22 protein-coding genes and 4 tRNA genes are annotated in these 26539 nt (G+C 63.8%); 15 read left to right on the plus strand and 11 right to left on the minus strand.

Features of this window, described 5'->3' with window-relative positions; genetic code table 11:
• Positions 1-26: 26 nt before the first annotated feature.
• The 7 genes from clpX to PCA10_RS18340 all read right to left on the minus strand — a co-directional run bounded on the left by clpX (position 27) and on the right by PCA10_RS18340 (position 4241).
• The gene (clpX, locus tag PCA10_RS18310) at positions 27-1307 is read right to left on the minus strand and encodes an ATP-dependent Clp protease ATP-binding subunit ClpX (protein ID WP_016493555.1); all 1281 of its coding nucleotides are present in this window, start codon (positions 1305-1307) and stop codon (positions 27-29) included.
• 110 nt (positions 1308-1417) lie between these two features.
• Positions 1418-2059 (minus strand): ATP-dependent Clp endopeptidase proteolytic subunit ClpP, encoded by a 642-nt coding sequence (gene clpP / locus PCA10_RS18315; protein WP_041770340.1) that lies wholly within the window; start codon positions 2057-2059, stop codon positions 1418-1420.
• 96 nt (positions 2060-2155) lie between these two features.
• A complete protein-coding gene (gene tig, locus PCA10_RS18320) occupies positions 2156-3466 on the minus strand; it encodes a trigger factor (RefSeq protein ID WP_016493557.1) in 1311 nt (436 codons plus the stop codon).
• 283 nt (positions 3467-3749) lie between these two features.
• Positions 3750-3825, minus strand: a tRNA-His gene (locus PCA10_RS18325).
• Between the two features lie 87 nt (positions 3826-3912).
• A tRNA-Leu gene (locus PCA10_RS18330) sits at positions 3913-3997 on the minus strand.
• Between the two features lie 57 nt (positions 3998-4054).
• Positions 4055-4130, minus strand: a tRNA-His gene (locus PCA10_RS18335).
• Positions 4131-4164: 34 nt separating this feature from the next.
• Positions 4165-4241: transfer RNA gene (locus tag PCA10_RS18340), tRNA-Arg, on the minus strand.
• 261 nt (positions 4242-4502) lie between these two features.
• Here PCA10_RS18340 and folD point away from each other — a divergent pair.
• Positions 4503-5357: a bifunctional methylenetetrahydrofolate dehydrogenase/methenyltetrahydrofolate cyclohydrolase FolD gene (folD, locus tag PCA10_RS18345; protein ID WP_016493558.1), complete on the plus strand. Its 855-nt coding sequence runs from the start codon at positions 4503-4505 to the stop codon at positions 5355-5357.
• 199 nt (positions 5358-5556) lie between these two features.
• Here folD and cysS read toward each other — a convergent pair whose 3' ends face one another.
• Positions 5557-6942 (minus strand): cysteine--tRNA ligase, encoded by a 1386-nt coding sequence (gene cysS, locus PCA10_RS18350; RefSeq protein ID WP_041770341.1) that lies wholly within the window; start codon positions 6940-6942, stop codon positions 5557-5559.
• Positions 6942-8624 carry a glutamine--tRNA ligase/YqeY domain fusion protein gene (locus PCA10_RS18355; protein ID WP_016493560.1) on the minus strand — a complete coding sequence of 561 codons (1683 nt, stop codon included), beginning with the start codon at positions 8622-8624 and terminating at the stop codon, positions 6942-6944. The genes cysS and PCA10_RS18355 overlap by 1 nt, the downstream gene beginning before the upstream one ends.
• Before the next feature lie 121 nt (positions 8625-8745).
• Here PCA10_RS18355 and PCA10_RS18360 point away from each other — a divergent pair, with 121 nt between their 5' ends.
• Together PCA10_RS18360 and lpxH are read left to right on the plus strand one after the other, a co-directional pair.
• Complete coding sequence (locus PCA10_RS18360; protein WP_016493561.1) at positions 8746-9240, plus strand: peptidylprolyl isomerase; 495 nt, start codon at positions 8746-8748, stop codon at positions 9238-9240.
• Positions 9237-9959, plus strand: a complete 723-nt coding sequence (lpxH, locus tag PCA10_RS18365) for a UDP-2,3-diacylglucosamine diphosphatase (RefSeq protein ID WP_016493562.1) — start codon at positions 9237-9239, stop codon at positions 9957-9959. The genes PCA10_RS18360 and lpxH overlap by 4 nt, the downstream gene beginning before the upstream one ends.
• A 52-nt stretch (positions 9960-10011) precedes the next feature.
• Here lpxH and PCA10_RS18370 read toward each other — a convergent pair whose 3' ends face one another.
• Positions 10012-10614, minus strand: a complete 603-nt coding sequence (locus PCA10_RS18370) for a MiaE family protein (RefSeq protein ID WP_016493563.1) — start codon at positions 10612-10614, stop codon at positions 10012-10014.
• A gap of 174 nt (positions 10615-10788) precedes the next feature.
• Here PCA10_RS18370 and PCA10_RS18380 point away from each other — a divergent pair, with 174 nt between their 5' ends.
• Complete coding sequence (locus PCA10_RS18380) at positions 10789-11652, plus strand: universal stress protein (RefSeq protein WP_016493564.1); 864 nt, start codon at positions 10789-10791, stop codon at positions 11650-11652.
• A 48-nt stretch (positions 11653-11700) separates the two neighbouring features.
• Here PCA10_RS18380 and PCA10_RS18385 read toward each other — a convergent pair whose 3' ends face one another.
• Positions 11701-12177, minus strand: a complete 477-nt coding sequence (locus PCA10_RS18385; RefSeq protein WP_041770343.1) for a DUF1289 domain-containing protein — start codon at positions 12175-12177, stop codon at positions 11701-11703.
• Positions 12178-12576: 399 nt separating this feature from the next.
• Here PCA10_RS18385 and acnB point away from each other — a divergent pair, with 399 nt between their 5' ends.
• From acnB to PCA10_RS18440, 11 genes are all read left to right on the plus strand, one after another.
• Positions 12577-15186, plus strand: a complete 2610-nt coding sequence (gene acnB, locus PCA10_RS18390) for a bifunctional aconitate hydratase 2/2-methylisocitrate dehydratase (RefSeq protein WP_016493566.1) — start codon at positions 12577-12579, stop codon at positions 15184-15186.
• Positions 15187-15350: 164 nt separating this feature from the next.
• A complete protein-coding gene (locus PCA10_RS18395; protein WP_016493567.1) occupies positions 15351-15560 on the plus strand; it encodes a YgdI/YgdR family lipoprotein in 210 nt (69 codons plus the stop codon).
• Between the two features lie 193 nt (positions 15561-15753).
• Entirely contained in the window at positions 15754-16968 is a 1215-nt protein-coding gene (locus tag PCA10_RS18400) for an ABC transporter substrate-binding protein (RefSeq protein WP_016493569.1), read from the plus strand.
• Positions 16969-16989: 21 nt separating this feature from the next.
• A complete protein-coding gene (locus PCA10_RS18405) occupies positions 16990-17568 on the plus strand; it encodes an ANTAR domain-containing response regulator (RefSeq protein WP_016493570.1) in 579 nt (192 codons plus the stop codon).
• An 88-nt stretch (positions 17569-17656) separates the two neighbouring features.
• Complete coding sequence (locus PCA10_RS18410; RefSeq protein WP_016493571.1) at positions 17657-19012, plus strand: pyridoxal phosphate-dependent decarboxylase family protein; 1356 nt, start codon at positions 17657-17659, stop codon at positions 19010-19012.
• Between the two features lie 161 nt (positions 19013-19173).
• The gene (gene alaC, locus PCA10_RS18415; protein WP_016493572.1) at positions 19174-20418 is read left to right on the plus strand and encodes an alanine transaminase; all 1245 of its coding nucleotides are present in this window, start codon (positions 19174-19176) and stop codon (positions 20416-20418) included.
• 458 nt (positions 20419-20876) lie between these two features.
• Positions 20877-21536: a hypothetical protein gene (locus PCA10_RS18420; protein ID WP_016493573.1), complete on the plus strand. Its 660-nt coding sequence runs from the start codon at positions 20877-20879 to the stop codon at positions 21534-21536.
• Between the two features lie 227 nt (positions 21537-21763).
• Entirely contained in the window at positions 21764-22450 is a 687-nt protein-coding gene (locus PCA10_RS18425; protein WP_016493574.1) for a polysaccharide lyase family 7 protein, read from the plus strand.
• 80 nt (positions 22451-22530) lie between these two features.
• Positions 22531-22974, plus strand: coding sequence for a thioesterase family protein (locus PCA10_RS18430; protein ID WP_016493575.1), 444 nt, complete (start codon positions 22531-22533; stop codon positions 22972-22974).
• A gap of 416 nt (positions 22975-23390) precedes the next feature.
• Entirely contained in the window at positions 23391-24602 is a 1212-nt protein-coding gene (locus PCA10_RS18435) for a NarK family nitrate/nitrite MFS transporter (protein WP_016493576.1), read from the plus strand.
• A gap of 94 nt (positions 24603-24696) precedes the next feature.
• Positions 24697-26367 (plus strand): bifunctional protein-serine/threonine kinase/phosphatase, encoded by a 1671-nt coding sequence (locus tag PCA10_RS18440; protein WP_016493577.1) that lies wholly within the window; start codon positions 24697-24699, stop codon positions 26365-26367.
• Positions 26368-26539: the final 172 nt, after the last annotated feature.

Raw genomic sequence — 26539 nt, forward strand, 5'->3', positions numbered from 1 at the left:
AGGGGCCCGTAGGCCCCTTTGTTTCATCAAGCGTCAGGCGCCGCCTTGGCAGGCTGCTCGTTGTTCTCGTAGATCAACAGAGGCTTGGACGATCCTTCGATGACACTTTCGTCGATGACTACCTTGCTTACATCTGTTTGAGAGGGAATCTCATACATGGTGTCGAGCAGGATACCTTCGAGGATGGAACGCAGGCCGCGGGCACCGGTCTTGCGCTCAAGCGCACGATGGGCAACCGCTTTCAGCGCATCCGGGCGGAACTCGAGGTCCACGCCTTCCATCTCGAACAGCTTGGCGTACTGCTTGGTCAGCGCGTTCTTCGGCTCGGTGAGGATCTGCATCAGGGCAGGCTCATCCAGCTCGTCGAGGGTCGCGATGACCGGCAGACGACCCACGAACTCCGGAATCAGACCGAATTTCACCAGGTCTTCCGGCTCCACTTCACGGAGGGCTTCGCCCACCTTCTTGCCGAGGTCCTTGCTACGCACTTCGGCGTTGAAGCCGATGCCACCACGGGTGGAACGGTTCTGGATGACCTTCTCCAGACCGGCGAAGGCGCCACCGCAAATGAACAGGATGTTGCGGGTGTCGACCTGCAGGAATTCCTGTTGCGGATGCTTGCGACCGCCCTGGGGCGGAACCGAAGCGACGGTACCTTCGATCAGTTTCAGCAGGGCCTGCTGCACGCCCTCGCCCGATACGTCACGGGTGATGGACGGGTTGTCGGACTTGCGGGAGATCTTGTCGATCTCGTCGATGTAGACGATGCCCATCTGGGCCTTCTCGACATCGTAGTCGCACTTCTGCAGCAGCTTCTGGATGATGTTCTCGACATCTTCGCCGACGTAGCCCGCCTCGGTGAGGGTGGTGGCGTCAGCGATGGTGAAGGGGACATTGAGCAGACGTGCCAGGGTTTCAGCCAGCAGGGTCTTGCCCGAGCCGGTGGGGCCGATGAGCAGGATGTTGCTCTTGCCCAACTCGACGTCATCTTTCTTGTCACGCTGGTTCAGGCGCTTGTAGTGGTTGTACACCGCTACCGCGAGTACCTTCTTGGCGCGTTCCTGACCAATCACGTACTGGTCCAGGATCGTGCGGATTTCCTTGGGCGCGGGCAGTTTGTGCGCACTGCTTTCGGCCTGGGCTTCCTGCACCTCCTCACGGATGATGTCGTTGCACAGGTCGACGCACTCGTCGCAGATGAATACGGAGGGACCTGCAATCAGTTTGCGCACTTCGTGCTGGCTTTTGCCGCAGAAGGAGCAATAAAGCAGCTTGCCGTTGTCCTCGCCGTTGCGGGTGTCAGTCATTCGATCGATCCAATCGGGATAGGCTTGAAACACAAGATGAAGGCAAATGCGGGCATTTTCAACCCCGCGAAGCGGCCGGATACTCTCCGGCCGCGGTCCTGCGGATGGGCTTAGCCCACGAGCTGGCGCTTGCTGAGCACCTGATCGATGAGGCCGTACTTGACCGCTTCGTCGCCACTCATGAAGTTGTCGCGGTCGGTGTCGCGGGCAATCACGTCGATCGGCTGGCCACAGTGGTCAGCCAGGATCTTGTTCAGGCGCTCACGGATGGTGAGGATTTCCCGGGCATGGATTTCGATATCCGACGCCTGGCCCTGGAAGCCGCCCAACGGCTGGTGAATCATCATGCGCGAGTGCGGCAGGCAGAAACGCTTGCCCGCGGCGCCGCCGGCCAGCAGCAGCGCACCCATGCTGCAGGCTTGGCCGATGCAGAGGGTCGACACGTCGGGCTTGATGAACTGCATGGTGTCGTAGATCGACATACCGGCAGTTACCGAACCACCCGGGGAGTTGATGTAGAGCTGGATGTCCTTGTCGGGGTTCTCGGCCTCGAGGAACAGCAGCTGCGCCACTACCAGGTTGGCCATGTAGTCCTCTACCGGCCCCACCAGGAAGATCACGCGCTCCTTCAACAGGCGCGAGTAGATGTCGTAGGCACGTTCGCCACGGGCGGACTGCTCGATCACCATCGGGACCAGACCGCCAGCGGCTTGGATATCAGGCATTTGCTGCATAAAAGAATTGCGGGACATGTCCTGCGATCACTCCCTAACTAGATAGTCATGTCTCAAAGACGCATAAGCCAGCTCGGAGGCTGGCTTATGGTGTATTCGAAGGAGGTGGAAATATCAGTCGGCTTGCGGAGCTTCTGCCGGCTTGACTGCCTCTTCGTAGGATACCGACTTGTCGGTAACGTTGGCCTTCTGCAGGACAGTATCTACAACTTGTTCTTCCAGCACAACAGAACGGACTTCGTTCAGTTGCTGGTCGTTCTTGTAGTACCAGGCCACGACTTGTTCCGGCTCCTGGTAAGCGGAAGCCATCTCTTCGATCAGCTCGCGAACGCGGGCTTCGTCAGGCTTCAGCTCGAACTGCTTGACCACTTCGGCGACGATCAGCCCCAGGACTACGCGACGCTTGGCCTGCTCTTCGAACAGCTCAGCCGGCAGTTGGTCAGGGTTGATGTTGCCACCGAACTGTTGAACGGCCTGTACGCGCAGACGGTTCACTTCGTTGCCGATCAGGGCCTTCGGTACTTCGACCGGGTTGGCGGCCAGCAGACCGTCCATCACCTGGTTCTTCACCTTGGATTTGGTGGCCTGGCGCAGCTCGCGCTCCATGTTCTTGCGAACTTCGGCGCGGAAGCCTTCCAGACCGCCTTCCTTGATGCCGAACAGAGCGAAGAACTCGTCGTTCAGCTCCGGCAGCTGGGGAGCGGATACGCTGTTCACGGTCACGCTGAACTCAGCGGTCTTACCGGCCAGGTCCAGGTTCTGGTAGTCAGCCGGGAAGGCCGGGTTGATCACGCGCTCTTCGCCAGCCTTGACGCCAACCAGAGCTTCTTCGAAGCCCGGGATCATGCGGCCGGAGCCCAGAACCAGCAGGGTGCCCTTGGCGGTACCGCCAGCGAAGGCTTCGCCGTCGATTTTGCCAACGAAATCGATGTTCAGCTGATCGCCATTCTCGGCGGCACGCTCAACAGCTTCGAAGCGGGTGTTCTGCTTGCGCAGGATGTCCAGCATGTTGTCGACGTCGGCGTCGCCCACTTCAGCTTGCAGACGCTCGATGGCGATGCCTTCGAAACCGGCAACCTGGAACTCGGGGAACACTTCGAAGGTAGCGATGAACTCCAGGTCCTTGCCCTTCTCGAACACTTTCGGCTCGACGGCAGGGTTGCCAGCCGGGTTCAGCTTCTGCTCGACGACGGCTTCATAGAAGGAAGACTGGATCAGGTCGCCCAGGACTTCCTGACGAGCGGAGTCTTCGTAACGCTGACGAATGACGCTCATCGGGACCTTGCCCGGACGGAAGCCCGCAACCTTGGCACGGCGCGCAGTCTGCTGCAGGCGCTTGGTCACTTCGTTCTCGACGCGCTCGGCCGGCACACCGATGGTCATGCGGCGCTCAAGAGCGGAGGTGCTTTCTACAGAAACTTGCATGGATATTCCTCGTTGCACAGACGTTAGCCGGCCGTTCCGGCCCCAGAATCAAGGGCATGCATTCTAGTGGGTCGTTTAAAAGAAGTCACCCAGCAGAAACAGCCGGCAAAACGAAGGGATAGAAGTAAAAGAAAGAAAGGATGCTGCGGACGGAGAAACTCGATCCCCCAGACCTTGCGGCGCCGAAACCTGATTCCGGCGCGCCGGCCATTTCCACCACATCCGTGGAAGGCACCGCTTGAAACGAAAACGCCAGGCACTAGGCCTGGCGTTTTCTCGAATATGGGGTGGACGATGGGAATCGAACCCACGACACCAGGAGCCACAATCCTGTGCTCTACCAACTGAGCTACGCCCACCATATTACGTCTTGCTATACATCAGAGGAGCCAAGTGGCGGCCCCGCAACTCGAACCTGCAACCACCCACTCATGGACAAGAAAGGATGGTGCGGACGGAGAGACTCGAACTCTCACGCCTTGCGGCGCTGGAACCTAAATCCAGTGTGTCTACCAATTCCACCACGTCCGCAGCGGGCAACGCTTTAAACGAAAACGCCAGGCACTGAGCCTGGCGCTTTCTCGAATATGGGGTGGACGATGGGAATCGAACCCACGACACCAGGAGCCACAATCCTGTGCTCTACCAACTGAGCTACGCCCACCATATTGCGCACCGCTTGTGCCAAAGCTGCCTAGTGGCACGCCCGGCAGGACTCGAACCTGCGACCATCCGCTTAGAAGGCGGATGCTCTATCCAGCTGAGCTACGGGCGCTTAAATCTGCAAGCAGACTATAAAGCTTCGGCTTCGGTTGAATCGAGAGATTCCCCTTGCCGTCTTACCCAGCGACTGGCTGTGCTCGACAAGCGGGGCGCATGTTATCGATACACCTACCCCTCGTCAACAGGAAAGTTGAAAAAAATCAGAAAGATAAAGGAGTTACGGGAAAATGCTGACCAGCCGCCTTTGCCCGCTCGGCCCTCCATGCGAGAATACGCGCCCTTTGTAGCCCTTCCCGATGGTTAATCTAGCGTCATGACCGCACAACTGATCGACGGCAAAACGATCGCCGCCCGCCTCCGCCAGCAGATAGCCCAACGTGTCACCGAGCGTCGCCAGCAAGGACTGCGCGTCCCCGGCCTCGCCGTGATCCTGGTCGGCAGCGATCCCGCGTCCCAGGTCTACGTCGCGCACAAGCGCAAGGACTGCGAGGAAGTCGGTTTCCTGTCCCAGGCCCATGACTTGCCTGCCAGCACCAGCCAGACCGAACTGCTGGCACTGATCGATAGCCTCAATGAAGATCCGGCCATCGACGGCATCCTGGTCCAGCTGCCGCTGCCGGAGCATCTGGATGCTTCCAAGCTGCTGGAACGCATCAACCCCGACAAGGACGTGGACGGATTCCACCCTTATAACGTCGGCCGCCTGGCCCAGCGCATCCCTCTGCTCCGCCCCTGCACCCCCAAGGGCATCATGACCCTGCTGGAAAGCACCGGCGCCGACCTCTACGGCATGAACGCGGTGATCGTGGGCGCATCCAATATCGTCGGCCGCCCAATGGCCATGGAACTGTTGCTGGCCGGCTGCACCGTCACCGTGACCCATCGCTTCACCAAGGACCTGGCTGGCCACGTGGCCAACGCCGACCTGGTGGTGGTGGCCGCCGGCAAGCCTGGCCTGGTCAAGGGTGAGTGGATCAAGCCCGGCGCCATCGTCATCGACGTCGGCATCAACCGCCAGCAAGACGGCAAGCTGGTAGGCGACGTGGAATACGACGTGGCCGCCCAGCGCGCCAGCTGGATCACCCCGGTTCCGGGCGGTGTCGGCCCCATGACCCGCGCTTGTCTGCTCGAGAACACCCTCTACGCCGCCGAAACGCTGCACGCTTGAATACACGATCTGCTGCGCGTCGGCCCTGCGGCGTTAGAAACAGGCTCGGAATGCTCATTTACAACTGTAAACTCGCGTGCGAGCCCAGTCCGCTTCCTCGCCTGTTTCTGCCTTGCATGGCTCTAGCTCGCAAGATCGCCAGGCAAAATGGAGACAAGAAAAAGGCCGCTTGAAGCGGCCTTTTTCATTGGGCGACGTTTCAGTCAGCCAGACGCCAGGTGGTACCACCCTTGCCGTCTTCCAGCACCACGCCCATGGCGCTCAGCTGGTCGCGGATACGATCGGATTCGGCCCAGTTCTTGTCCGCACGCGCTTGCAGGCGCGCCTGGATCAAGCCCTCGACCTCGGCCGCATTCACCTTGCCTTCGGCACCCGCACGCAGGAATGCATCCGGCTCAAGTTGCAGCACGCCGAGCAGTCCCGCCAGCTGCTTGAGCTGTGCCGCCAGCGCAGCGGCAGCCGGGAGGTCGCTGTCACGCAGGCGGTTCACTTCGCGAACCATCTCGAAGAGCACGGCGCAGGCTTCCGGACTGTTGAAGTCGTCGTCCATGGCCGCGGCAAAACGCTCGACGAACGCCTCGCCACCCGCCGGAGCGGCTTCAGGCAGGCCGCGCAGCGCGTGATAGAAGCGCTCCAGGGCGCCCTTGGCTTCCTTGAGGCTGTCCTCGGAGTAATTGATCGGGCTGCGATAGTGGCTGGATACCAGCAGGTAGCGCACCACTTCCGGGTGGTACTTCTCCAGCACTTCGCGAATGGTGAAGAAGTTGCCCAGGGACTTGGACATCTTCTCGCCATCCACGCGCACCGCGCCGGCGTGCATCCAGGCATTGGCGTAGAGCTTGCCGGTGGCCGCCTCGCTCTGGGCGATCTCGTTCTCGTGGTGCGGGAACACCAGGTCCGGGCCGCCGCCATGGATATCGAAGGTTTCACCCAGGCAGCAGGTGGACATCACCGAGCACTCGATATGCCAGCCCGGACGGCCTGCGCCCCAGGGCGATTCCCAGCTCGGCTCGCCGGGCTTGGCGCCCTTCCACAGTACGAAGTCCAGGGGATCTTCCTTGGATTCGTCCACTTCGATACGGGCACCGATGCGCAGGTCTTCGATCTTCTTGCGCGACAGCTTGCCGTAGCCGACGAACTTGCCCACCCGGTAATAGACATCGCCATTACCCGGGGCGTAGGCGAAGCCCTTGTCGATCAGGGTCTGGATCATCTCGTGCATGCCGGCGATATGGCCGGTGGCACGCGGTTCGATGTCCGGACGCAGCACGGAGAGACGCGCCTCGTCCTCGTGCATCGCGGCGATCATGCGCTCCACCAGCGCCTCGAACGGCTCGCCGTTCTCGTTGGCGCGGCGGATGATCTTGTCGTCGATGTCGGTGATGTTGCGCACATAGGTGAGGTCGTAGCCGCGGTGGCGCAACCAGCGCGCCACTACGTCGAACGCCACCATCACCCGGGCATGGCCGATGTGGCAGAAGTCATAGACCGTCATGCCGCAGACATACATGCGCACCTGGTTGCCGACCAGCGGCTTCAGCGGCTCCTTGGCCTTGCTGAGAGTGTTGTAGATCGACAGCGTCATCATTGGCCCCAGGAATCGCGCAGGGTCACGGTACGGTTGAACACCGGCTTGCCAGGCTGGGAGTCCTTCAGGTCAGCGACGAAGTAACCTTCGCGCTCGAACTGGAAGCGATCTTCCGGCTGGGCCTGGGCCAGGGACGGCTCGGCACGGCAGCCGCTCAGCACCTGCAGGGAATCCGGGTTGATGTTGTCGAGGAAGCTGCCGCCCTGCCCTTCAAGGGCCTCGGGGGACTTCTCCGGATTGACCGAACGGAACAGGCGGTCGTAGAGGCGCACTTCGCATTCCACGCTGCCTTCGGCCGGCACCCAGTGGATCACGCCCTTGACCTTGCGGCCCTCGGGGTTCTTGCCCAGGGTGTCCGGGTCATAGCTGCAGCGCAGCTCGACGATGTTGCCGTCGGCGTCCTTGATGGCTTCGTCGGCGCGAATCACGTAGCTGCCGCGCAGGCGCACTTCGCCACCCGGGAGCAGGCGCTTGTAGCCGGCCGGCGGGACTTCCTCGAAGTCGGTGGCGTCGATGTACAGCTCACGGGAGAACGGCAGGACGCGCACGCCCATGTCTTCCTTCGGATGGCGCGGCAGTTCGAGGTTTTCGACCTGGCCTTGCGGGTAGTTGGTGATCACCACCTTGAGCGGGCGCAGCACGCACATGGCGCGCGGCGCGGTGGCGTCCAGGTGGTCGCGGATGCTGAACTCCAGCATGCCGATATCCACCACGCCACTGGCACGGTTCACGCCGATCATCTCGCAGAAGTTGCGGATGGATTCCGGCGTGTAGCCGCGACGACGGTAGCCCGACAGGGTGGACATGCGCGGATCGTCCCAGCCATGCACATGGCCTTCGTCGACCAGTTGCTTGAGCTTGCGCTTGCTGGTGATGGTGTAGTTCAGGTTCAGACGGGAAAACTCGTACTGGCGCGGCTGTGCCGGCACCGGCAGGTTCTCCAGGAACCACTCGTAGAGCGGGCGATGATCCTCGAACTCCAGGGTGCAGATGGAGTGGGTGATGCCTTCGATCGCGTCCGACTGGCCATGGGTGAAGTCATAGCTCGGGTAGATGCACCACTTGTCACCGGTCTGGTGATGGTGCGCATGGCGGATGCGGTAGAGGATCGGGTCGCGCAGGTTCATGTTCGGCGAGGTCATGTCGATCTTCGCCCGCAGCGAACGGGCGCCATCGGGGAACTCGCCAGCCTTCATGCGGGCGAACAGGTCGAGGTTCTCCTCCACCGGGCGATCACGGAACGGGCTGTTCTTGCCCGGCTCGGTGAGGCTGCCACGGTATTCCCGGGCCTGGTCGGGGGACAGGTCGCAGACGAAGGCCTTGCCGGCCTTGATCAGCGCGACGGCCCAATCGTGCAACTGGTCGAAATAGCCGGAGGCGTAGCGCACCTCGCCCGCCCACTGGAAGCCCAGCCATTTCACGTCGCTCTCGATGGCGTCGATGTACTCCTGGTCTTCCTTCGCCGGGTTGGTGTCGTCGAAGCGAAGGTGGCAGTCACCACCGAATTCCTTGGCCAGGCCGAAGTTCAGGCAGATCGACTTGGCATGGCCGATGTGCAGGTAGCCGTTGGGCTCCGGCGGGAAGCGGGTGACGATCTTGGTGTGCTTGCCGGCGTCCAGGTCCGCCTGGACGATCTGGCGCAGGAAGTTGGTTGCGGCGGGAGTCTCTGGCTTGCTCATGGGATCCTTGGGTCTTCTGGTGCACGGCTCAGGGTAGGCCGGTCAAATCAAAGCGCTTATCATAGCCGAAGCTGTCAATCCCCTGACAGGCCTTGGATTTCTCGATAGAGCGAATAACCCAATGATCAAGCTGCATACCAACCACGGCGTCATCACCCTGCAACTCTTCGAAGACAAAGCCCCGGAAACCGTGGCCAACTTCAAGGAGTACGTGAAGGCCGGCCATTACGACGGCACCATCTTCCACCGCGTGATCGGCAACTTCATGATCCAGGGCGGCGGCTTCGAGCCGGGCATGAAGCAGAAGTCCACCCGCGCACCGATCAAGAACGAGGCCAACAACGGCCTGTCGAACAAGGTCGGCACCGTCGCCATGGCCCGCACCATGGAGCCGCACTCCGCCTCCGCGCAGTTCTTCATCAACGTCTCCGACAACAGCTTCCTCAACCACAGCGCACCCACCGTCCAGGGCTGGGGCTATGCCGTGTTCGCTGAAGTGGTCGAAGGCATGGACGTGGTGAACAAGATCAAGGGCGTGGCCACCACCATGAAGGCCGGCCACCAGGACGTCCCGGTCGACGACGTGATCATCGAGAAGGCCGAGATCGCCGAGTGATCCTGCTGATCTCCGATCTGCACCTCGAAGAAGAACGCCCGGACATTACCCGGGCGTTTCTTCATTTCCTGCAGAGCCGCGCGCCCCAGGCCGAAGCCCTCTACATATTGGGTGACTTCTTCGAAGCCTGGATCGGCGACGACGCCATGACCCCCTTCCAGCACTCCATCGCCCAGGCCCTGCGCAAGCTGGCCGATAGCGGCACGCGCATCTTCCTGATGCACGGCAATCGCGACTTCATGCTCGGCAAGGCGTTCTGCCGCGAAGCCGGCTGCACCTTGCTGGCGGACCCTAGCCTGGTGCGGATGAACGGCGAGCCGGTGCTGCTGATGCACGGCGACAGCCTATGCACCCAGGACGAGGCCTACATGCGCCTGCGCCGCTGGCTGCGCAACCCGCTGAGCCTGTTCATCCTGCGCAACCTGCCGCTGGCCACCCGCCACAAGCTGGCACGCAAGCTGCGAAAGGAAAGCCGCATGCAGACCCGCGAGAAAGCGGCGGAGATCACCGACGTCACCCCGGACGAGATCCCGCGCATCCTGCGCAATTACGGCGCCCGGACCCTGATCCACGGCCACACCCACCGCCCCGCCAGCCATGAGCTGGAACTGGACGGCCAGCCAGCCCGACGCATCGTCCTCGGCGACTGGGATCGCCAGGGCTGGGCCTTGCAGGTGGACGATCAGGGTTTCGTGCAGACGCCGTTCAGCCTGAGCTGATCCATCCCATGAAAAAAGCGCCCCGCGGGGCGCTTTTTTCATTCATTCCAATTCAGGCCGGCACACCGCTGTGGAAGCGAAACTCCTCGTCCGGCGACTCGATCAGCTCGCGCTCGGCCACCCTCACCTTCTCGATGCAGTGATCCACTTCCCGCGCGTCACCGTATTGGTAGGCCAGCTTCAGGTAGCCCTGGTAGTGACGCGCCTCGCTCTTGAGCAGGCCGCCGTAGAACTTGCCCAGATCCTCGTCCAGGTGCGGCACCAGCGCCTCGAAACGCTCGCACGAGCGCGCCTCGATGAAGGCCCCCACCACCAGCGTGTCGGCCAGCTTCTGCGGCTCGTGGTTACGCACCAGCTTGCGCAGGCCCGAGGCGTAGCGGGACGCCGACACCGGCTTCAGGTCGATCTTGCGGCGCTTCATGATCCGCAGCACCTGCTCGTGATGCACCAGCTCCTCGCGCGCCAGGCGCGACATGAAGTTGATCAGGTCCAGGTGGGTCGCGTACTTGGCCATCAGCGCCATGGCCGTGGAGGCTGCCTTGTACTCGTTGTTCTTGTGGTCGATCAGCAGGGTCTCCTGATCGGCCAATGCGGCCGCCACCCAGGCGTCAGGGGTGCGGCAACCAAGAAAGTCATGGATCTCAGGCAGGTTCACGGATAGCTCTCGTCATGCTGGGTGCCGCGCTGGCCGGGCCCCCGAAGGCGGAGCATTATACGAATGCAGGACGCATCGGCCAGCCCGAACCGCTTGATATATGTCAAGAACACTAAAGCAGAATCGGAGCTACATTTGTTTTGGCTATAAGCCATCGACAGGGAGATGAGGACCATGCAAGCCATTCGCAGCATCCTGGTGGTATTGGAACCGGACCGGCCGGAGGGCCTTGCCCTGAAAAGGGCAAAACTGATCGCCGGCGTGACCCAGTCGCACCTGCACCTGCTGATCTGCGACCGCAAGGGCAACCACGCCGACTACCTCAGTGATCTGGCTGACTCGCTCAAGGATGAGGGTTATAGCGTCAGCACCCAGCAGAACTGGCTGGACAACCAGCACCAGACCATCATCGCCGCCCAGCAGTCCGAGGGCTGTGGCCTGGTCATCAAGCAGCATGTGCCGGACAACCCACTGAAGAAGGCCCTGCTCACCCCCGACGACTGGAAGCTGTTGCGCTACTGCCCGGGCCCGGTGCTGATGGTCAAGACCGACAAGACCTGGACGGGCGGCAACATCCTCGCGGCGGTGGACGTCGGCAACAGCGACGGCGAGCACCGCACCCTGCACGCCACCATCGTCAGCCATGGCTACGACATCGCCAGCCTGGCCCACGGCACCCTGCACGTGATCAGCGCCCACCCGTCGCCGATGCTCTCGGCGGCCGACCCCACCTTCCAGCTCAAGGAAACCATCGAAGCGCGCTATCGCGACGAGTGCCGCGCCTTCCAGGCCGAGTACGACATCAGCGACGAACGCCTGCACATCGAGGAAGGCCCGGCCGACGTGCTGATTCCGCACATCGCCCACAAGCTGGAGGCCGGGGTCACGGTAATCGGCACGGTGGCGCGCTCGGGCCTGTCCGGCGCACTGATCGGCAATACCGCCGAAGTGGTGCTCGATGCCCTGGAAAGCGATGTGCTGGTGCTCAAACCCGAGGCCATCATCGCCCACCTGGAGGAGCTGGTTGCGCAGCGTTGATGGCCCCGCAATGGAAAAAGCCGCCTCGATGGCGGCTTTTTCTTGGGCTCAGACGCGGCTTTCGACACCCTCGATGAGGAAGCGCGGCGCGATGTAGCGCTCGTAGTGGGCCTCGGAGAGCAGGAAGAATTCCCGATCAATGGCTTCGCGCAGGTCGGGCAGCGCCCAATCGCGGAACTCCGGAAGCAGCACGACGCCGTAGGCATCCAGGCGATTGATCATGCGCGAGCCCCGCGCGATCAACTGGTAGGCCCAGCAGTAATGGGACTGTTCGGGGACGAAGCGCACCTGGCGCTGCTCGAGCTGCTGGCGCAGGCAGGCCGGGTCGAAGACTTCCAGCTTGGCCGCCATCACCTGCACCAGAAGGATCTCCAGGCGCCGCCAGACCGCGCGCTTCTCTTCCTCGTTGTAGAGGTTCCAGTTCACCACTTCATGGTGGAAACGCTTGCAGCCCCGGCACACGTGGTCGCCATAGACGGTGGAACAGAGGCCGACGCAAGGCGTCTTGATGCGCTGGTTGGACATGGAGAGCGGATTCGGCAGGTGAAACGGGCGAGCCATCTTAGCCCTTTGTCTAATCAGGGTCACCCTCAGCGAAATAGGGATTTCATCTTAACTTTGCCGAGCCTTTCCATTAGAATCAGCCCGCCATTTAAGGCGCCGATATCCGTTGGAAGCTGTTTTCAAAGCGTCACGAGCACAGTCGATCCGGCAGGAAACAATGGCGCCGGGCATTCCGCCAGGGATGTCCGCCGCCAGCCCTCATCAGGTATTCCTTCCGGCGTAAAACTTTGAAAACAGCTTCTCGATGGAGGCCGCCGAAACCTTGGCCAGACAGCCCAAAAAGCTGTGCGGCGCATGCGTTCGGCGGATTCCTGGATGAGCGCCCTGGACGACTCCAGGGCCACTGATGAGGGTAATACTGTGCTTGAAGCCTATCGCAAACATGTAGAAGAGCGTGCCGCCCAGGGTGTCGTAGCCCAGCCGCTGAACGCCGAACAAACTGCAGGCCTGGTAGAGCTGCTGAAGAACCCGCCGGCCGGCGAAGAGGCTTTCCTCCTCGATCTGATCACCAACCGCGTGCCGCCGGGCGTCGACGAAGCCGCCTACGTCAAGGCCGGTTTCCTCTCCGCTGTCGCCAAGGGCGAAGCCACTTCCCCGCTGATCTCCAAAGAGCGCGCCACCGAGCTGCTGGGCACCATGCAGGGCGGCTACAACATCGCCACCCTGGTCGAGCTGCTGGACGATGCCGCACTGGCCAGCGTCGCCGCTGAGCAACTGAAGCACACCCTGCTGATGTTCGACTCCTTCCACGACGTCTCCGAGCGCGCCAAGAAGGGCAACGCTTCCGCCCAGGCCGTGCTGAAGTCCTGGGCCGAAGGCGAGTGGTTCCAGGCCAAGCCGGCCGTCGCCGAGAAAATCACCCTGACCGTGTTCAAGGTGCCCGGCGAAACCAACACCGACGACCTGTCCCCCGCTCCGGACGCCTGGTCGCGCCCCGACATCCCGCTGCACGCCCTGGCCATGCTGAAAATGGCCCGTGACGGCATCGAGCCGGAGCAACCCGGTTCCGTAGGCCCGCTGAAGCAGATCGAAGCCGTCAAGGCCAAGGGCTTCCCGGTTGCCTACGTCGGTGACGTGGTTGGTACCGGTTCCTCCCGCAAGTCCGCCACCAACTCCGTGCTGTGGTTCTTCGGCGACGACATCCCCTTCGTCCCGAACAAGCGCGGCGGCGGCTTCTGCTTCGGCACCAAGATCGCCCCGATCTTCTACAACACCATGGAAGACGCCGGCGCCCTGCCGATCGAATTCGACTGCACCAACCTGGCCATGGGCGACGTCATCGACGTGTATCCCTATGAAGGCAAGGTCGTTCGCCACGACAGCGGCGAAGTGGTCACCACCTTCGAACTGAAGACCCCGGTCCTGCTGGACGAAGTCCGCGCCGGCGGCCGTATCCCGCTGATCATCGGCCGTGGTCTGACCGAGAAAGCCCGCGCCGAACTGGGCCTGGGTGCCACCGACCTGTTCAAGAAGCCGGAATCCCCGGTCGACAGCGGCAAGGGCTTCACCCTGGCGCAGAAGATGGTTGGCCGCGCCTGCGGTCTGCCGGAAGGCCAGGGCGTACGTCCGGGCACCTACTGCGAGCCGAAGATGACCACCGTCGGTTCCCAGGACACCACTGGCCCGATGACCCGCGACGAGCTGAAAGACCTTGCCTGCCTCGGCTTCTCCGCCGACCTGGTGATGCAGTCCTTCTGCCACACCGCGGCCTATCCGAAGCCCATCGACGTCAACACCCACCACACCCTGCCGGACTTCATCAAGACCCGCGGTGGCGTGTCCCTGCGTCCGGGCGACGGCATCATCCACAGCTGGCTGAACCGCATGCTGCTGCCTGACACCGTCGGCACCGGTGGCGACTCCCACACCCGCTTCCCGATCGGCATTTCCTTCCCGGCCGGTTCCGGCCTGGTAGCCTTCGCCGCCGCCACTGGCGTCATGCCGCTGGACATGCCGGAATCCGTTCTGGTGCGCTTCAAGGGCAAGATGCAGCCCGGTATCACCCTGCGTGACCTGGTGCATGCCATCCCCTACTACGCCATCCAGGCTGGCCTGCTGACCGTCGAGAAGAAGGGCAAGAAGAACATCTTCTCCGGCCGCATCCTCGAGATCGAAGGCCTGAACGACCTGACCGTCGAACAAGCCTTCGAGCTGTCCGACGCCTCGGCCGAGCGTTCCGCTGCTGGCTGCACCATCAAGCTGCCGGAGTCGGCCATCGCCGAATACCTGCAGTCCAACATCACCCTGCTGCGCTGGATGATCGGTGAAGGCTACGGCGACGCCCGTACCCTGGAGCGCCGCGCCAAGGCGATGGAAGCCTGGCTGGCCAAGCCGGAGCTGCTGCAAGGTGATGCCGACGCCGAATACGCCGCCGTTATCGAGATCGACCTGGCTGACGTGAAAGAGCCCGTGCTCTGCGCGCCGAACGACCCGGACGATGCCCGCCTGCTGTCCACCGTGGCCGGCGACAAGATCGACGAAGTGTTCATCGGCTCCTGCATGACCAACATTGGTCACTTCCGCGCCGCCGGCAAGTTGCTGGACAAGGTCAAGGGCGGTATCCCGACCCGTCTGTGGCTGGCTCCGCCGACCAAGATGGACCAGCACCAGCTGACCGAAGAAGGCTACTACGGCATCTACGGCAAGGCTGGCGCGCGCATGGAAATGCCGGGCTGCTCCCTGTGCATGGGCAACCAGGCCCGCGTACAGACCGGCGCCACCGTGGTCTCCACCTCCACCCGTAACTTCCCGAACCGCCTGGGCGACGCCACCAACGTCTACCTGGCCTCCGCCGAACTGGCGGCCGTTGCCTCCATCATGGGCAAACTGCCGACCGTCGAGGAGTACATGGAATACGCGAAGAACATCGACAGCATGGCTGCCGATATCTACCGCTACCTGTCCTTCGACCAGATCGCCGAGTACAAGGAAGCCGCTGCAAACGCCAAGATCCCGGTGGTTCAGGCCTAAGGCCCCATCGGTATCCCGGTAAGGAATAAGCCCCGCCTCGTGCGGGGCTTTTTCTTTTCCGGATGCCCGTCGAAGCCGGCCAGAACAAATACCCTCGGCCGACTTGCACCCTCCCCGCCAGCAGCTATGTTCCAGGTATCGGGTTCCACGACGGGGAGGCCGCCATGAAAACCTGGTTATTGATCCTGATCTGCTCCCTCGGCCTGGCCGGCTGCTCGAGCGAATACCTGATCGCCACGACCGACGGCCAACTCATCGCCACGGACGAAAAACCCGAACTGGACGACGACACCGGCATGCTCGAATTCGAGGACCATGAAGGTCGCAGCCAGCAAATCCCGCAAAGCCACGTGAAGCAGATCATCGAACGCTGAGGTTGCTCCGACCTCGAATCCTTCGCCCCGCTATCGCGGGGCTCCTTTTATGCGCCGCTGGCATATCGCTTGCTTGATCAGCCCCCAACGAGGCTCACTCCAACGGCGGGGCGGGCTGATGACAATGGCGTCGATTCCGGCCGGCCCCGGCTGCTCCGGATCGGCGCCATTTTGCTGATAGGTGGCAACCAAGATGACGGACTCGCAGAACACCACGCGCGCGGACAACCTGGCCTGGGTCGCCGGCAGCGACGCACCGGAGAAGTGCATGCTCAACCTGGGCTTCATGCCCCTGACCGACTCGGCCTCGCTGATCGTCGCCGCCACCCAGGGCTTCGCCCAGCCCTACGGCCTGACCCTCAACCTCCAGCGCCAGTCCTCCTGGGCCAGCCTGCGCGACAAGCTGCTCTGCGGCGAACTGGACGCCGCGCAAGCGCTCTACGGCCAGGTCTACGGCATCGAACTAGGCATCGGTGGCCCCAGCGCCGAGATGGCCATCCTCATGGGTCTCTGCCAGAACGGCCAGGCCATCAACCTCTCCGAACCGCTCAAGCGCGTCGGCGTGACCAGTTCCGAGGCACTGGGCCGCCACGTGCGCCATGACGGTGCGCGCCTGACCTTCGCCCAGACCTTCCCCACCGGCACCCACGCCATGTGGCTGAACTACTGGCTGGCGGCCCAGGGCATCCACCCGCTGCGCGACGTCGACACAGTGGTAGTGCCGCCCTCGCAGATGGTCGCCCACCTCAAGGCCGCCCGTATCGACGGTTTCTGCGCCGGCGGCCCCTGGGGCGCCCTGGCCGTCGAGCAGGGCCAGGGCTTCACCCTGGCCACCAGCCAGATGATCTGGCCGGACCACCCGGAGAAGGTCCTCGGCGTCACCCGCGAGTTCGTCGAGCGCTACCCCAACACCGCCCGTGCCCTGACCATGGCCGTACTGGAGGCCAGCCGCTTCATCGATGGCAGCCTGGAGAATCGCCGCAGCACCGCCCAGTTGATCAGCGGCAGCGACTACGTGGACGTGCCGCTCTCGGCGGTGGAGCCGCGTTTTCTCGGCCACTACCAGGACGGCCTCGGCAATGCCTGGGAAGACCGGCATCCGCTGCGCTTCCATGGCGACGGCCAGGTGAACATGCCCTACCTCTCCGATGGCATCTGGTTCATGACCCAGTTCCGCCGCTGGGGCCTCTTGCGGGACGACCCCGACTACCTCGCCGTCGCCCAGCGCGTGCAGCGCCTGGATATCTATCGCCAGGCCGCCGAGGCCCTCGGCATCGAGGTGCCGCCGCTGATGCGCAGCGCCACCCTGATCGACGGTCGCACCTGGGACGGTAGCGACCCTGCCGGCTACGCCCGCAGCTTCCCGATCCACGCCCTGGCCGGCAATGCCCGCGCCATCGCCCTGTAGCCGCTAGGGAAGACCGCTGCCATGCTGCGCATCCTGCTGATCAACGACACCGCCAGGAAAGTCGGCCGCCTCAAGGCCGCCCTGGTGGAAGCCGGCTTCGAGGTCATCGACGAATCCGGCCTGACCATCGACCTGCCGGCCCGGGTCGAAGCCATTCGCCCGGACGTGGTGCTGATCGACACCGAATCCCCCGGCCGCGACGTGATGGAGCAGGTGGTGCTGGTCAGTCGCGACCAGCCCCGCCCCATCGTCATGTTCACCGACGAGCACGACCCCAAGGTCATGCGCCAGGCCATCCAGGCCGGTGTCAGCGCCTACATAGTCGAAGGCATCCAGGCCGACCGCCTGCAACCTATCCTCGACGTCGCCATGGCGCGCTTCGAGAGCGACCAGGCCCTGCGCGCCCAGATCAGCGCTCGGGACCAGCAACTGGCCGAGCGCAAGCGCATCGAGCTGGCCAAGGGCCTGCTGATGAAGATGAAGAACTGCAACGAAGAAGAGGCCTATACCCTGATGCGCCGCCAGGCCATGAGCCGCCAGCAGAAGCTGCTGCAGGTGGCCGAACAGATCATCGCCATGCACGACATGCTCGGTCACTGACGCTCACAACTGTACGCAGTCAGGTGTATCTGCTGGCGCCGGCCGCGACGGGCTAAGGTAGGCCCTCCTACCCGCCCGCGAGGCCTCCATGGACAACGAACGCCAGCTCCTCGAGGACGCCGATCGCCGCGCCCTCGCCTATTTCGACGGCATCCCCGGACGGCGGGTATTCCCCGCGCCGGAAGCCATCGCCGCCCTGGCCGCCTTCGACAGCCCTCTGCCGGAAACGGGCCGCGATCCCGCCGAAGTATTGCGCCAGCTGGATGAGCTCGGCTCCCCCGCCACCACCGCCTCCAATGGCGGGCGCTACTTCGGCTTCGTCATTGGCGCCACCCTGCCCGCCGCCGCCGCGGCCGAACGCCTGGCGCTGGCCTGGGACCAGTGCGCCTCGTCCTTCGACAACTCCCCCGCCGCCGATCGCATCGAGAAGGTCGCCGCCCGCTGGGTGCTGGAAAGCCTCGGTCTGCCGGCCCAGAGCGCCGTGGGTTTCGGCACCAGCGCCACCGCCTGCACCCTGGCCTGTCTCTCGGCCGCGCGCCGCGCCCTGCTGGCGCGCAAGGGCTGGGACTTCGACAGCGATGGCCTGATGGGCGCGCCGGAGGTGCGCGTGGTGGTGTCCGCCAGCGTGCACATCACGGTGAAGAAGGCCCTGCGCATCCTCGGCTTCGGCACCAGGCGCCTGCTGGTGGCGCCCACCGACGCGCACGGCCGCATCGACCCCGCGCGCTTGCCGCCGCTGGACGACATGACCCTGCTCTGCCTGCAGGCCGGCGAGGTCAATACCGGCGAATTCGACCTCTTCGCCGAGCTGATCCCCCGCGCCCGCGCCGCCAATGCCTGGGTCCATGTCGATGGCGCCTTCGGCCTCTGGGTCCGCGCCTCGTCCCAAGCCCACCTGGCCACCGGAATCGAGCAGGCCGACAGCTGGACCTGCGACGGCCACAAGTGGCTGAACACCCCGTACGACGGCGCCATGGCAATCTGCCGTGACGCCGACGCCCTGGCCACGGCGATGAACAGTGACGCGGCATACGCCAGCGCCTCGCGGGACGCGCAGAAGAACCTGACCCTGGAATTCTCCCGCCGCGCACGGGGCGTACCCATTTGGGCGGCGCTGGCGAGCCTCGGCCGCGACGGGCTCGCGGCGATGATCGACCGCCACCTGGACCAGGCCGGGTACCTCGCCGAGCGCTTGCGCGAGGCCGGCTACCAGGTGCTCAACCGCGTGGTGCTCAATCAGGTGCTGGTGCGCGCTGACAGCGACGAGGAAACCGTCGCCATCCGCAACGCGGCCCAGGCGTCGGGCGAAGTCTGGTTCGGCCCGACCTTGTGGCAGGGGCGGCCGGCCTTTCGCCTGAGCGTCTCCTCCTGGCGCACCAGCGATGCCGATATCCAGCAGCTGGCCGACCTGCTGGTCCGCCTGAAGGCCAGCGGCGGTCGCTGAGCCCACCCGGGTGCCGGTCGCTGCGGCCGACACCCGGACCAAGAACGGGCAGCGAAACTTCGCTCGACAAGCCCTCCCGCAGCCCTTATCTTCGCCGCCAGGCCACCGCAGTGGCCGACGTCGCTCGGACGGTTCCGGGCGCTTACGTATCCGAGGAAAGCATGGCTGACCAGCGTTCACCGCGCCGTTTCGCGCGCATCGATCGTCTCCCCCCCTACGTCTTCAACATCACCGCCGAACTCAAGATGGCCGCGCGCCGTCGTGGCGAAGACATCATCGACCTCTCCATGGGCAACCCCGACGGCGCCACCCCGCCGCATATCGTGGAAAAGCTCGTGCAGGTCGCCCAGCGTGAAGACACCCACGGATACTCCACCTCTCGCGGTATTCCACGCCTGCGCCGAGCCATCTCGCGCTGGTACAAGGACCGCTACGACGTGGAGATCGATCCTGAAAGCGAAGCCATCGTCACCATCGGCTCCAAGGAAGGCCTGGCTCACCTGATGCTCGCCACCCTGGACCATGGCGACACGGTGCTGGTACCCAACCCCAGCTACCCCATCCACATCTACGGCGCGGTGATCGCCGGCGCCCAGGTGCGCTCGGTGCCCCTGGTGCCCGGCGTGGACTTCTTCGCCGAGCTGGAGCGGGCGATTCGCGAAAGCATCCCGAAGCCGAAGATGATGATCATCGGCTTCCCCTCCAACCCCACGGCCCAATGCGTGGAGCTGGACTTCTTCGAGCGCGTGGTCGCCCTGGCCAAGCAGTACGACGTACTGGTGGTGCACGACCTGGCCTACGCCGACATCGTCTATGACGGCTGGAAGGCGCCCTCCATCATGCAGGTACCCGGCGCCAAGGACATCGCGGTGGAGTTCTTCACCCTGTCCAAGAGCTACAACATGGCCGGCTGGCGAATCGGCTTCATGGTCGGTAACCCGGAGCTGGTCAGCGCCCTGGCGCGGATCAAGAGCTACCACGACTACGGCACCTTCACCCCGCTCCAGGTAGCTGCCATCGCCGCCCTGGAAGGCGACCAGCAATGCGTACGGGATATCGCCGAGCAATATCGCCAGCGCCGCAACGTACTGGTGAAAGGCCTGCACGAGATCGGCTGGATGGTGGAGAACCCCAAGGCCTCGATGTATGTGTGGGCGAAGATTCCCGAGCCCTACGCCGCCCTCGGCTCCCTGGAGTTCTCCAAGAAGCTGCTGGCCGAGGCCAAGGTCTGCGTCTCCCCCGGCCTGGGCTTCGGCGACTACGGCGACGACCATGTGCGCTTCGCCCTGATCGAGAACCAGGACCGCATCCGCCAGGCCGTTCGCGGTATCAAGGGGATGTTCCGTGCCGACGGCCTGATCGAGTCGCCGCCCGCGGCCAAGCCCCGCAAAACCGGCAAGGCCTGACGCCGGTTCGCGCCCTCTGGTCACAGAGGGCGCACTCTCAGCTGAACTTTCCTGAAACGCCCGCCTGGCAAGGTTTCCTTACCTTTTCAGGGGCTTGCAGTGCCCCTGCGCTAACCACCGCTCGTCGGCTTTCAGATCAATTTCTGAACAAAATCAGACATTTCCTACTCTGATGAAAGCCAGAATCCATCGCGCCACTTTTTGAGCCATGGTCGGCTGATGGCGCGCATGTCTTTTTCCCCTTGAGTCCGGAGTGATTCCAAATGCACAAGTTCACGTGCAGGTGGATTCTTTGTCTCAAAAAAGGAGGGATGCGTATGAAGACATGAATAAAACCAGATATGCGAAACAACCTGACCGCTAAAGGCCCATAGAGGCCAAATAGTAAGAAAACAACATAAATCGGTGCCCTTACTGCATCAGCACACCAACTTACTTTGTAAAACAAGAGGTAAACCATGGAGCTGTATCATCTAATTACTTCCCTGTTCAAACAGGAAGCAACCATGGAATTAATGCGCATGGGTGTTGTTTATGCCCACCTGATCGCGTGCTGCGTGGCAATTGGCCTGGTCCTGACCAGCGATTTCGCCATGATCAAGGCACTGGTCACTGGGAAAGACGACGCTGCCCACAGCGACAAAACCCATCTTGAAACTCTGAAGAACACTGTACTGCTTGCACTTGCGGCACTCTGGGTTACAGGGATCGGTATCGTACTGCTGGACTACTCTGTCAAAGGCGCGGTGTATTTCCTCAACCCCAAGCTTCAGGCCAAGATCCTGATCGTTACGCTGTTGACCGTTAACGGCTTCCTCCTGCACCACGTTGTACTGCCCGCCATCACCAAGGCTGGCACGCTGGTGAAGATGGAAGTGAATGCCCGTACCCTCGCGGTATTCTCGGGCGTCGTCTCCGGGGTTTCCTGGTTCTATGCGGCCATGCTGGGCATCGCCCGCCCGCTTAGCTGGAAATACTCCCTTGGCGAAATCATGTTCGCTTACCCGCTGTTCATCTGCCTTGGCTTCGTCGCGATGACGCTGCTGGTGAAGTGGGCAAGCAACAGAGCAGAAAACCTCACTCCTTCCCGAGTGAGCCCCGCACTCGCCTCTGCGTAACAGACAACTGGGCAGGGATGCCCAGTTTAAAACACGTCTTGTATAAAGTTACTTGCCCGGATACGGCAACTTTCTAACCAACTGATCAAACATTTCCGCCCCTCGCCGGTTTGCAACGAACCAGGCACCAAAGTCCAAACTTCCCTCCCTGGCGATCCCCTCCGGAACTTTTCCACCCTCTGCATGTACGAACTGCTGCTTCCAGATATTCAGCACAAGGACATCCAGTGATAGATCTCAGCACCTGGAACCTGACGGTCCCAGCCACCACGTCCAATACCCTCATCACTACCGCCCGCCTCAATAACGGCTATTCGAGCCAGTATTTCCGGCGCAATTCGGATGGCAGCATCAGCTTCTGGGTGCCGGTGAACGGCGCGCGCACCGAGGACGCCAGCTATCCCCGCACCGAGCTGCGCGAGACCCAGGCCGACGGCACCTTGAGCTACTGGTACCACGCCAGTGCCGACAACTACCTCAGCGCCGTGCTGTCGGTGGAGCAGGTACCGAGCCAGAACAAGATCGTCATCGGGCAGATCCACAGCAAGGACGAGCCCGGCAGCCAGAACGACCCACTGCTCAAGATCCAGTACCACTACCTGCGCGGCAACGGCCGGATCGAGGCGCTGCTGCGCAAGCGCCCAGGCGACAGCGAAGTGGAGAACATCCTGCTGGCCGAGAACGTCGCCCTCGGCGAGCGCTTCGGCTACGACCTGCGCATCACCCCCACCGGCAAACTGGGCATCACGGTCACCAGCAAGGGCGATAACGGCAACCTCTATCGCCAGCTCAGCGGCTACTGGAGCAAACAGCAGCTCTACTTCAAGGCCGGCGCCTATATCCAGGACAACCATGGGGCGAAGAACGAAGGCGGCCGCGTCACCTTCTACTGGCTCAACGGCCTGCACCGCTGAGATTCAGCCCGAGAATGCCGGGCCATCGGACCGCACAAGAGTAGAATCGGCGCCTTGCCGCTCCCACGCCCGAGGTATCGATGGCCCGCCTGACCCTGAATTTCCCCGAAGACCAGTACTGCTACTCCACCCACCTGACCGTACGCGTCACCGATATCAACGGCGCCAACCACCTGGGCAACGACTCGATGATCTCGATGATTTCCGAAGCCCGGGCGCGCTTCCTGTTCGAGTTCGGCATCAGCGAGACGGCCGAAGACGGCACCGGCATCATCGTCACCGACCTCGCCACCACCTACCGCGCCGAGGCCCACGCCCGCGACCAGTTGCTGTTCGAGGTCGGGGTCATGGACTTCAACAAGTACGGCGGCGACATCACCTTCCGCATCACCCGCCCGGCCGACGGCAAGCTGGTGGCCATGGCCAAGTCCGGCTTCGTTTTCTTCAACTACCACGATGGGCGCGTAGTGCCCATGCCCGAGGGTTTCCGCAGCACCTTCCCGCAGGTCAACTGGCTGGACTGAGCCGATCCGGCTTCAACTCGGTGCAACAGGGTTTCGATCGCCCCGTTTTGAATCAGCCAGGATGCTCATCCAACCCGGCAAAACCGCTCTAGCACGTAGCTTTCGCAGATTGGCCCGGCTCTTGCTCTGCACCATGCAGAGGTAGCCAACGGCGGTTGCCCTACTACACGACAAAGGCGTCGCGTCACTCCGCAGCAATGCGGGCAGTGGTGCGGCGCCTTTTTCGTTCCGGCCCCAGCGATGGGGCGGTGGACGGGCCGGGATCCGGACGTTCGCTTGCAGCTCACTCAATCCCGCTGCGGCGTTGCCGCAGGACGAAGCGCCACAAGCGCGACGTTTTACCGGGAGGTGCGACCGCCGTGGCTTCGATCACGATGCGCGTGCCTCCCGGCCCCTAACTGCAGATGAGGTGTTCGATGACAACGAATTTCTGGAAAGCCGGCCACACGCCCACCCTGTTCTCCGCCTTCCTCTACTTCGACCTGAGCTTCATGGTCTGGTACGTACTGGGCCCGCTGGGCGTGCAGATCGCCGCCGATCTCGGACTCACGACCCAGCAGCGCGCGATGATGGTCGCCACGCCGATCCTGGCCGGCGCTGTCCTGCGCTTCCTGATGGGCATGCTGGCCGACCGCACCTCGCCCAAGACCGCCGGCCTGATCGGCCAGGTGGTGGTTATCGCCGCCCTCTTCGTTGCCTGGCAGACGGGCATCCACAGCTATGAGCAAGCCCTGCTCCTTGGCCTGTTCCTCGGCTTTGCCGGCGCCTCCTTCGCCGTGGCCCTGCCGCTCGCCTCCCAGTGGTATCCGCCGCAGCACCAGGGCAAGGCCCTGGGCATTGCCGGCGCCGGCAACTCCGGCACGGTGCTGGCCGCGCTCTTCGCCCCCGGCCTGGCGGCGCTCTACGGCTGGAACAATGTCTTCGGCCTGGCGCTGATCCCGCTGGTGCTCACCCTGGCGATCTTCGCCGTGGCCGCCCGCAACGCCCCCAACCGCCCCGCCCCCAAGGCGCTCGGCGACTACCTCAAGGCCCTGGGTGACCGCGACAGCTGGTGGTTCATGCTGTTCTACAGCGTGACCTTCGGCGGCTTCCTCGGCCTGGCCAGCACCCTGCCCGGCTACTTCCACGACCAGTACGGCCTGGCGCCGGTGACCGCCGGCTACTACACCGCCGCCTGCGTCTTCGCCGGCAGCCTGATGCGCCCCCTGGGCGGCGCCTTCGCCGACCGCGTCGGCGGCATCCGCACCCTGCTGGTGGTGTATACCCTGGCCTCGGTGTGCATCGCCGCCGTGGGCTTCCACATCTCCAGCGCCAACGTCGCCCTGGCATTGTTCGTGGTCGCCATGCTGAGCCTCGGCGCCGGCAACGGCGCGGTGTTCCAGCTGGTGCCCCAGCGCTTCCACAAGGAAATCGGCGTGATGACCGGCCTCATCGGCATGGCCGGTGGCATCGGCGGCTTCTGCCTGACCGCGGGCCTGGGCGCCATCAAGCAAGGCACCGGCGACTACCAGCTCGGCCTGTGGCTGTTCGCCAGCCTGGGCGTGGTGGCCTGGTTCGGCCTCTACGGCGTCAAGCAGCGCTGGCGCACCACCTGGGGTTCGGCAGCGGTGACTGCGGCCCGTGTCTGAGACCAGCCCTGTCCTGGCGTCGCCCCGTGCGGCGCCAGGTTCCGACCGACAAGGAGCGCCCGGCGCTCCTTTCGCACGCCAGGAAAACCCGTCCATGACCCTGCAACTCGCCTTCGGCGAAGCCAGCGCCACCGGCCCCCGGGCGGAGAACCAGGACGCCATCCGCGTCGTGACCCCGGCCCCCGCCCTGGCCGCCAGCAAGGGCTACCTCTTCGCCCTCGCCGACGGCGTCAGCCAGTGCGCCGACGGCGGCCTGGCCGCCCGCGCCACCCTTCAGGCCCTGGCGCTGGACTACTACTCCACGCCGGAAACCTGGGCCGTGGCCCAGTCCCTGGATCGCCTGCTGGTGGCCCACAATCGCTGGCTGCAGGCCAACGGCGGCGGCCAGCCGCTGCTCACCACCCTCACCGCCATGGTGCTGCGCGGGCGCCGCTTCACCCTGGCCCATGTCGGCGACTGCCGCGCCTATCGCTGGGATGGCGAGCAACTGCTGCGCCTCAGCGAAGACCATGTCTGGGAACAGCCCGGCATGCAGCATGTGCTCAAGCGCGCCCTGGGCCTCGACCAACACCTGGTGGTGGACTACCTCGACGGCGAACTGGCGGAACGCGAGGGCTTCGTGCTGGTCAGCGATGGCGTCTGGGCCGTGCTCGGCGACCAGGGCATTCAGCGCATCCTGGAAGACGAACAGGACCTCCCCGCCGCCGCCCAGGCGCTGGTCAGCGCCGCGCACCTGGCCGGCGGCCAGGACAACGCCAGCGCGCTGCTGATTCGCGTCGACAACCTGCCCCAGGCGGGCCTGGCCGATACCCTGGCGCAACTGGACCAGTGGCCCCTGCCGCCGCGCCTGCAGGAAGGCCAGGCCTTCGAAGGCTGGCAGGTGGGGCGACTGGTGGCCGAGTCCCGCCAGTCCATGGTCTATCGGGTGCGCGATGGCCAGGATCGGCGCTGGCTGCTGAAGACCCTGCCCGCCAGCCGCCAAGACGAACCCGGCGCCGGTCCGGCGCTGATGCTGGAAGAGTGGTTCCTGCGACGTGTCGCCGGGCGGCACTTCCCCGAAGCCCACCCCCTGCCCCAGCGCCAGCATCTTTATTACGTGCAGCGCGAATACACCGGCCAGACCCTGGCCGAACACCTGCGCATGAGTGGTCCCCTGACGTTGCCGCAGTGGCTGGACATCGCCCCACGCCTGCTCAAGGCGCTCGGCCAACTGCATCGACGCAACATCCTGCACCGCGACATCAAGCCGGAAAACCTGCACTGGGGTGATGACGGCGAGCTGCGCCTGCTGGATTTCGGCCTCGCCTATTGCCCCGGCCTCTCCCAGGACGAAGCCCATAGCCTGCCCGGCACCCCCAGCTACATCGCACCGGAAGCCTTCAGCGGCGCCGCACCCTCCCCTCGCCAGGACCTCTACGCGGCCGGGGTGACCCTCTACCAACTGCTCACCGCGCACTATCCCTTTGGCGAAATCGAGCCTTTCCAGCATCCACGCTTCGGCACGCCCACCCCGGCCAGCCGCTACCGACCCGACCTGCCCGGCTGGCTGGACGAATGTCTGGCCCGCGCCGTCGCCGCCGACCCCGCCGCGCGCTACGAGACGATGGAGGAATGGCTGCTGGCCCTGGAGCAAGGCGAATGCCGTGCCCTCAGCGCCAGGCCCCGCCCCCTGCTGGAGCGCGAGCCGCTGAAGGTCTGGCGCGGCATCGCGTTGCTGTCCCTGGTGCTGAACCTGGCGCTGCTGATCGGCCTGTCGATGGGCTGACGCACCAGATCAGGGCGACACGCCCCAGCCCAGTGCGCGGCGACCCGCAAGTCAGGGCGGCAGGCCGCGGAATGCGAGGCTTCCAGGGTTGGCACGGTGGCTGCAACAGCTAGCTCGACAATCTACAAAAAGCGCCCGCCTCAACGACGAGACGGCACTTTCCCGATCGAAC

This window comes from Pseudomonas resinovorans NBRC 106553, from assembly GCF_000412695.1.
In the GTDB taxonomy this organism is placed as follows: Bacteria; Pseudomonadota; Gammaproteobacteria; order Pseudomonadales; family Pseudomonadaceae; genus Metapseudomonas; species Metapseudomonas resinovorans_A.

Bases quoted from the DNA above. Each gene is read 5' to 3' on its own strand.
- PCA10_RS18360 (WP_016493561.1), top strand. From the start codon at position 8,746: ATGATCAAGCTGCATACCAACCACGGCGTCATCACCCTGCAACTCTTC.
- PCA10_RS18385 (WP_041770343.1), bottom strand. From the start codon at position 12,177: ATGTCCAACCAGCGCATCAAGACGCCTTGCGTCGGCCTCTGTTCCACC.
- alaC (WP_016493572.1), top strand. From the start codon at position 19,174: ATGGCTGACCAGCGTTCACCGCGCCGTTTCGCGCGCATCGATCGTCTC.
- PCA10_RS18400 (WP_016493569.1), top strand. From the start codon at position 15,754: ATGACGGACTCGCAGAACACCACGCGCGCGGACAACCTGGCCTGGGTC.
- tig (WP_016493557.1), bottom strand. From the start codon at position 3,466: ATGCAAGTTTCTGTAGAAAGCACCTCCGCTCTTGAGCGCCGCATGACC.
- cysS (WP_041770341.1), bottom strand. From the start codon at position 6,942: ATGACGCTGTCGATCTACAACACTCTCAGCAAGGCCAAGGAGCCGCTG.
- PCA10_RS18410 (WP_016493571.1), top strand. From the start codon at position 17,657: ATGGACAACGAACGCCAGCTCCTCGAGGACGCCGATCGCCGCGCCCTC.
- PCA10_RS18430 (WP_016493575.1), top strand. From the start codon at position 22,531: ATGGCCCGCCTGACCCTGAATTTCCCCGAAGACCAGTACTGCTACTCC.
- clpX (WP_016493555.1), bottom strand. From the start codon at position 1,307: ATGACTGACACCCGCAACGGCGAGGACAACGGCAAGCTGCTTTATTGC.
- PCA10_RS18380 (WP_016493564.1), top strand. From the start codon at position 10,789: ATGCAAGCCATTCGCAGCATCCTGGTGGTATTGGAACCGGACCGGCCG.
- folD (WP_016493558.1), top strand. From the start codon at position 4,503: ATGACCGCACAACTGATCGACGGCAAAACGATCGCCGCCCGCCTCCGC.
- PCA10_RS18355 (WP_016493560.1), bottom strand. From the start codon at position 8,624: ATGAGCAAGCCAGAGACTCCCGCCGCAACCAACTTCCTGCGCCAGATC.
- PCA10_RS18405 (WP_016493570.1), top strand. From the start codon at position 16,990: ATGCTGCGCATCCTGCTGATCAACGACACCGCCAGGAAAGTCGGCCGC.
- PCA10_RS18435 (WP_016493576.1), top strand. From the start codon at position 23,391: ATGACAACGAATTTCTGGAAAGCCGGCCACACGCCCACCCTGTTCTCC.
- PCA10_RS18440 (WP_016493577.1), top strand. From the start codon at position 24,697: ATGACCCTGCAACTCGCCTTCGGCGAAGCCAGCGCCACCGGCCCCCGG.
- clpP (WP_041770340.1), bottom strand. From the start codon at position 2,059: ATGTCCCGCAATTCTTTTATGCAGCAAATGCCTGATATCCAAGCCGCT.
- PCA10_RS18395 (WP_016493567.1), top strand. From the start codon at position 15,351: ATGAAAACCTGGTTATTGATCCTGATCTGCTCCCTCGGCCTGGCCGGC.
- PCA10_RS18420 (WP_016493573.1), top strand. From the start codon at position 20,877: ATGGAGCTGTATCATCTAATTACTTCCCTGTTCAAACAGGAAGCAACC.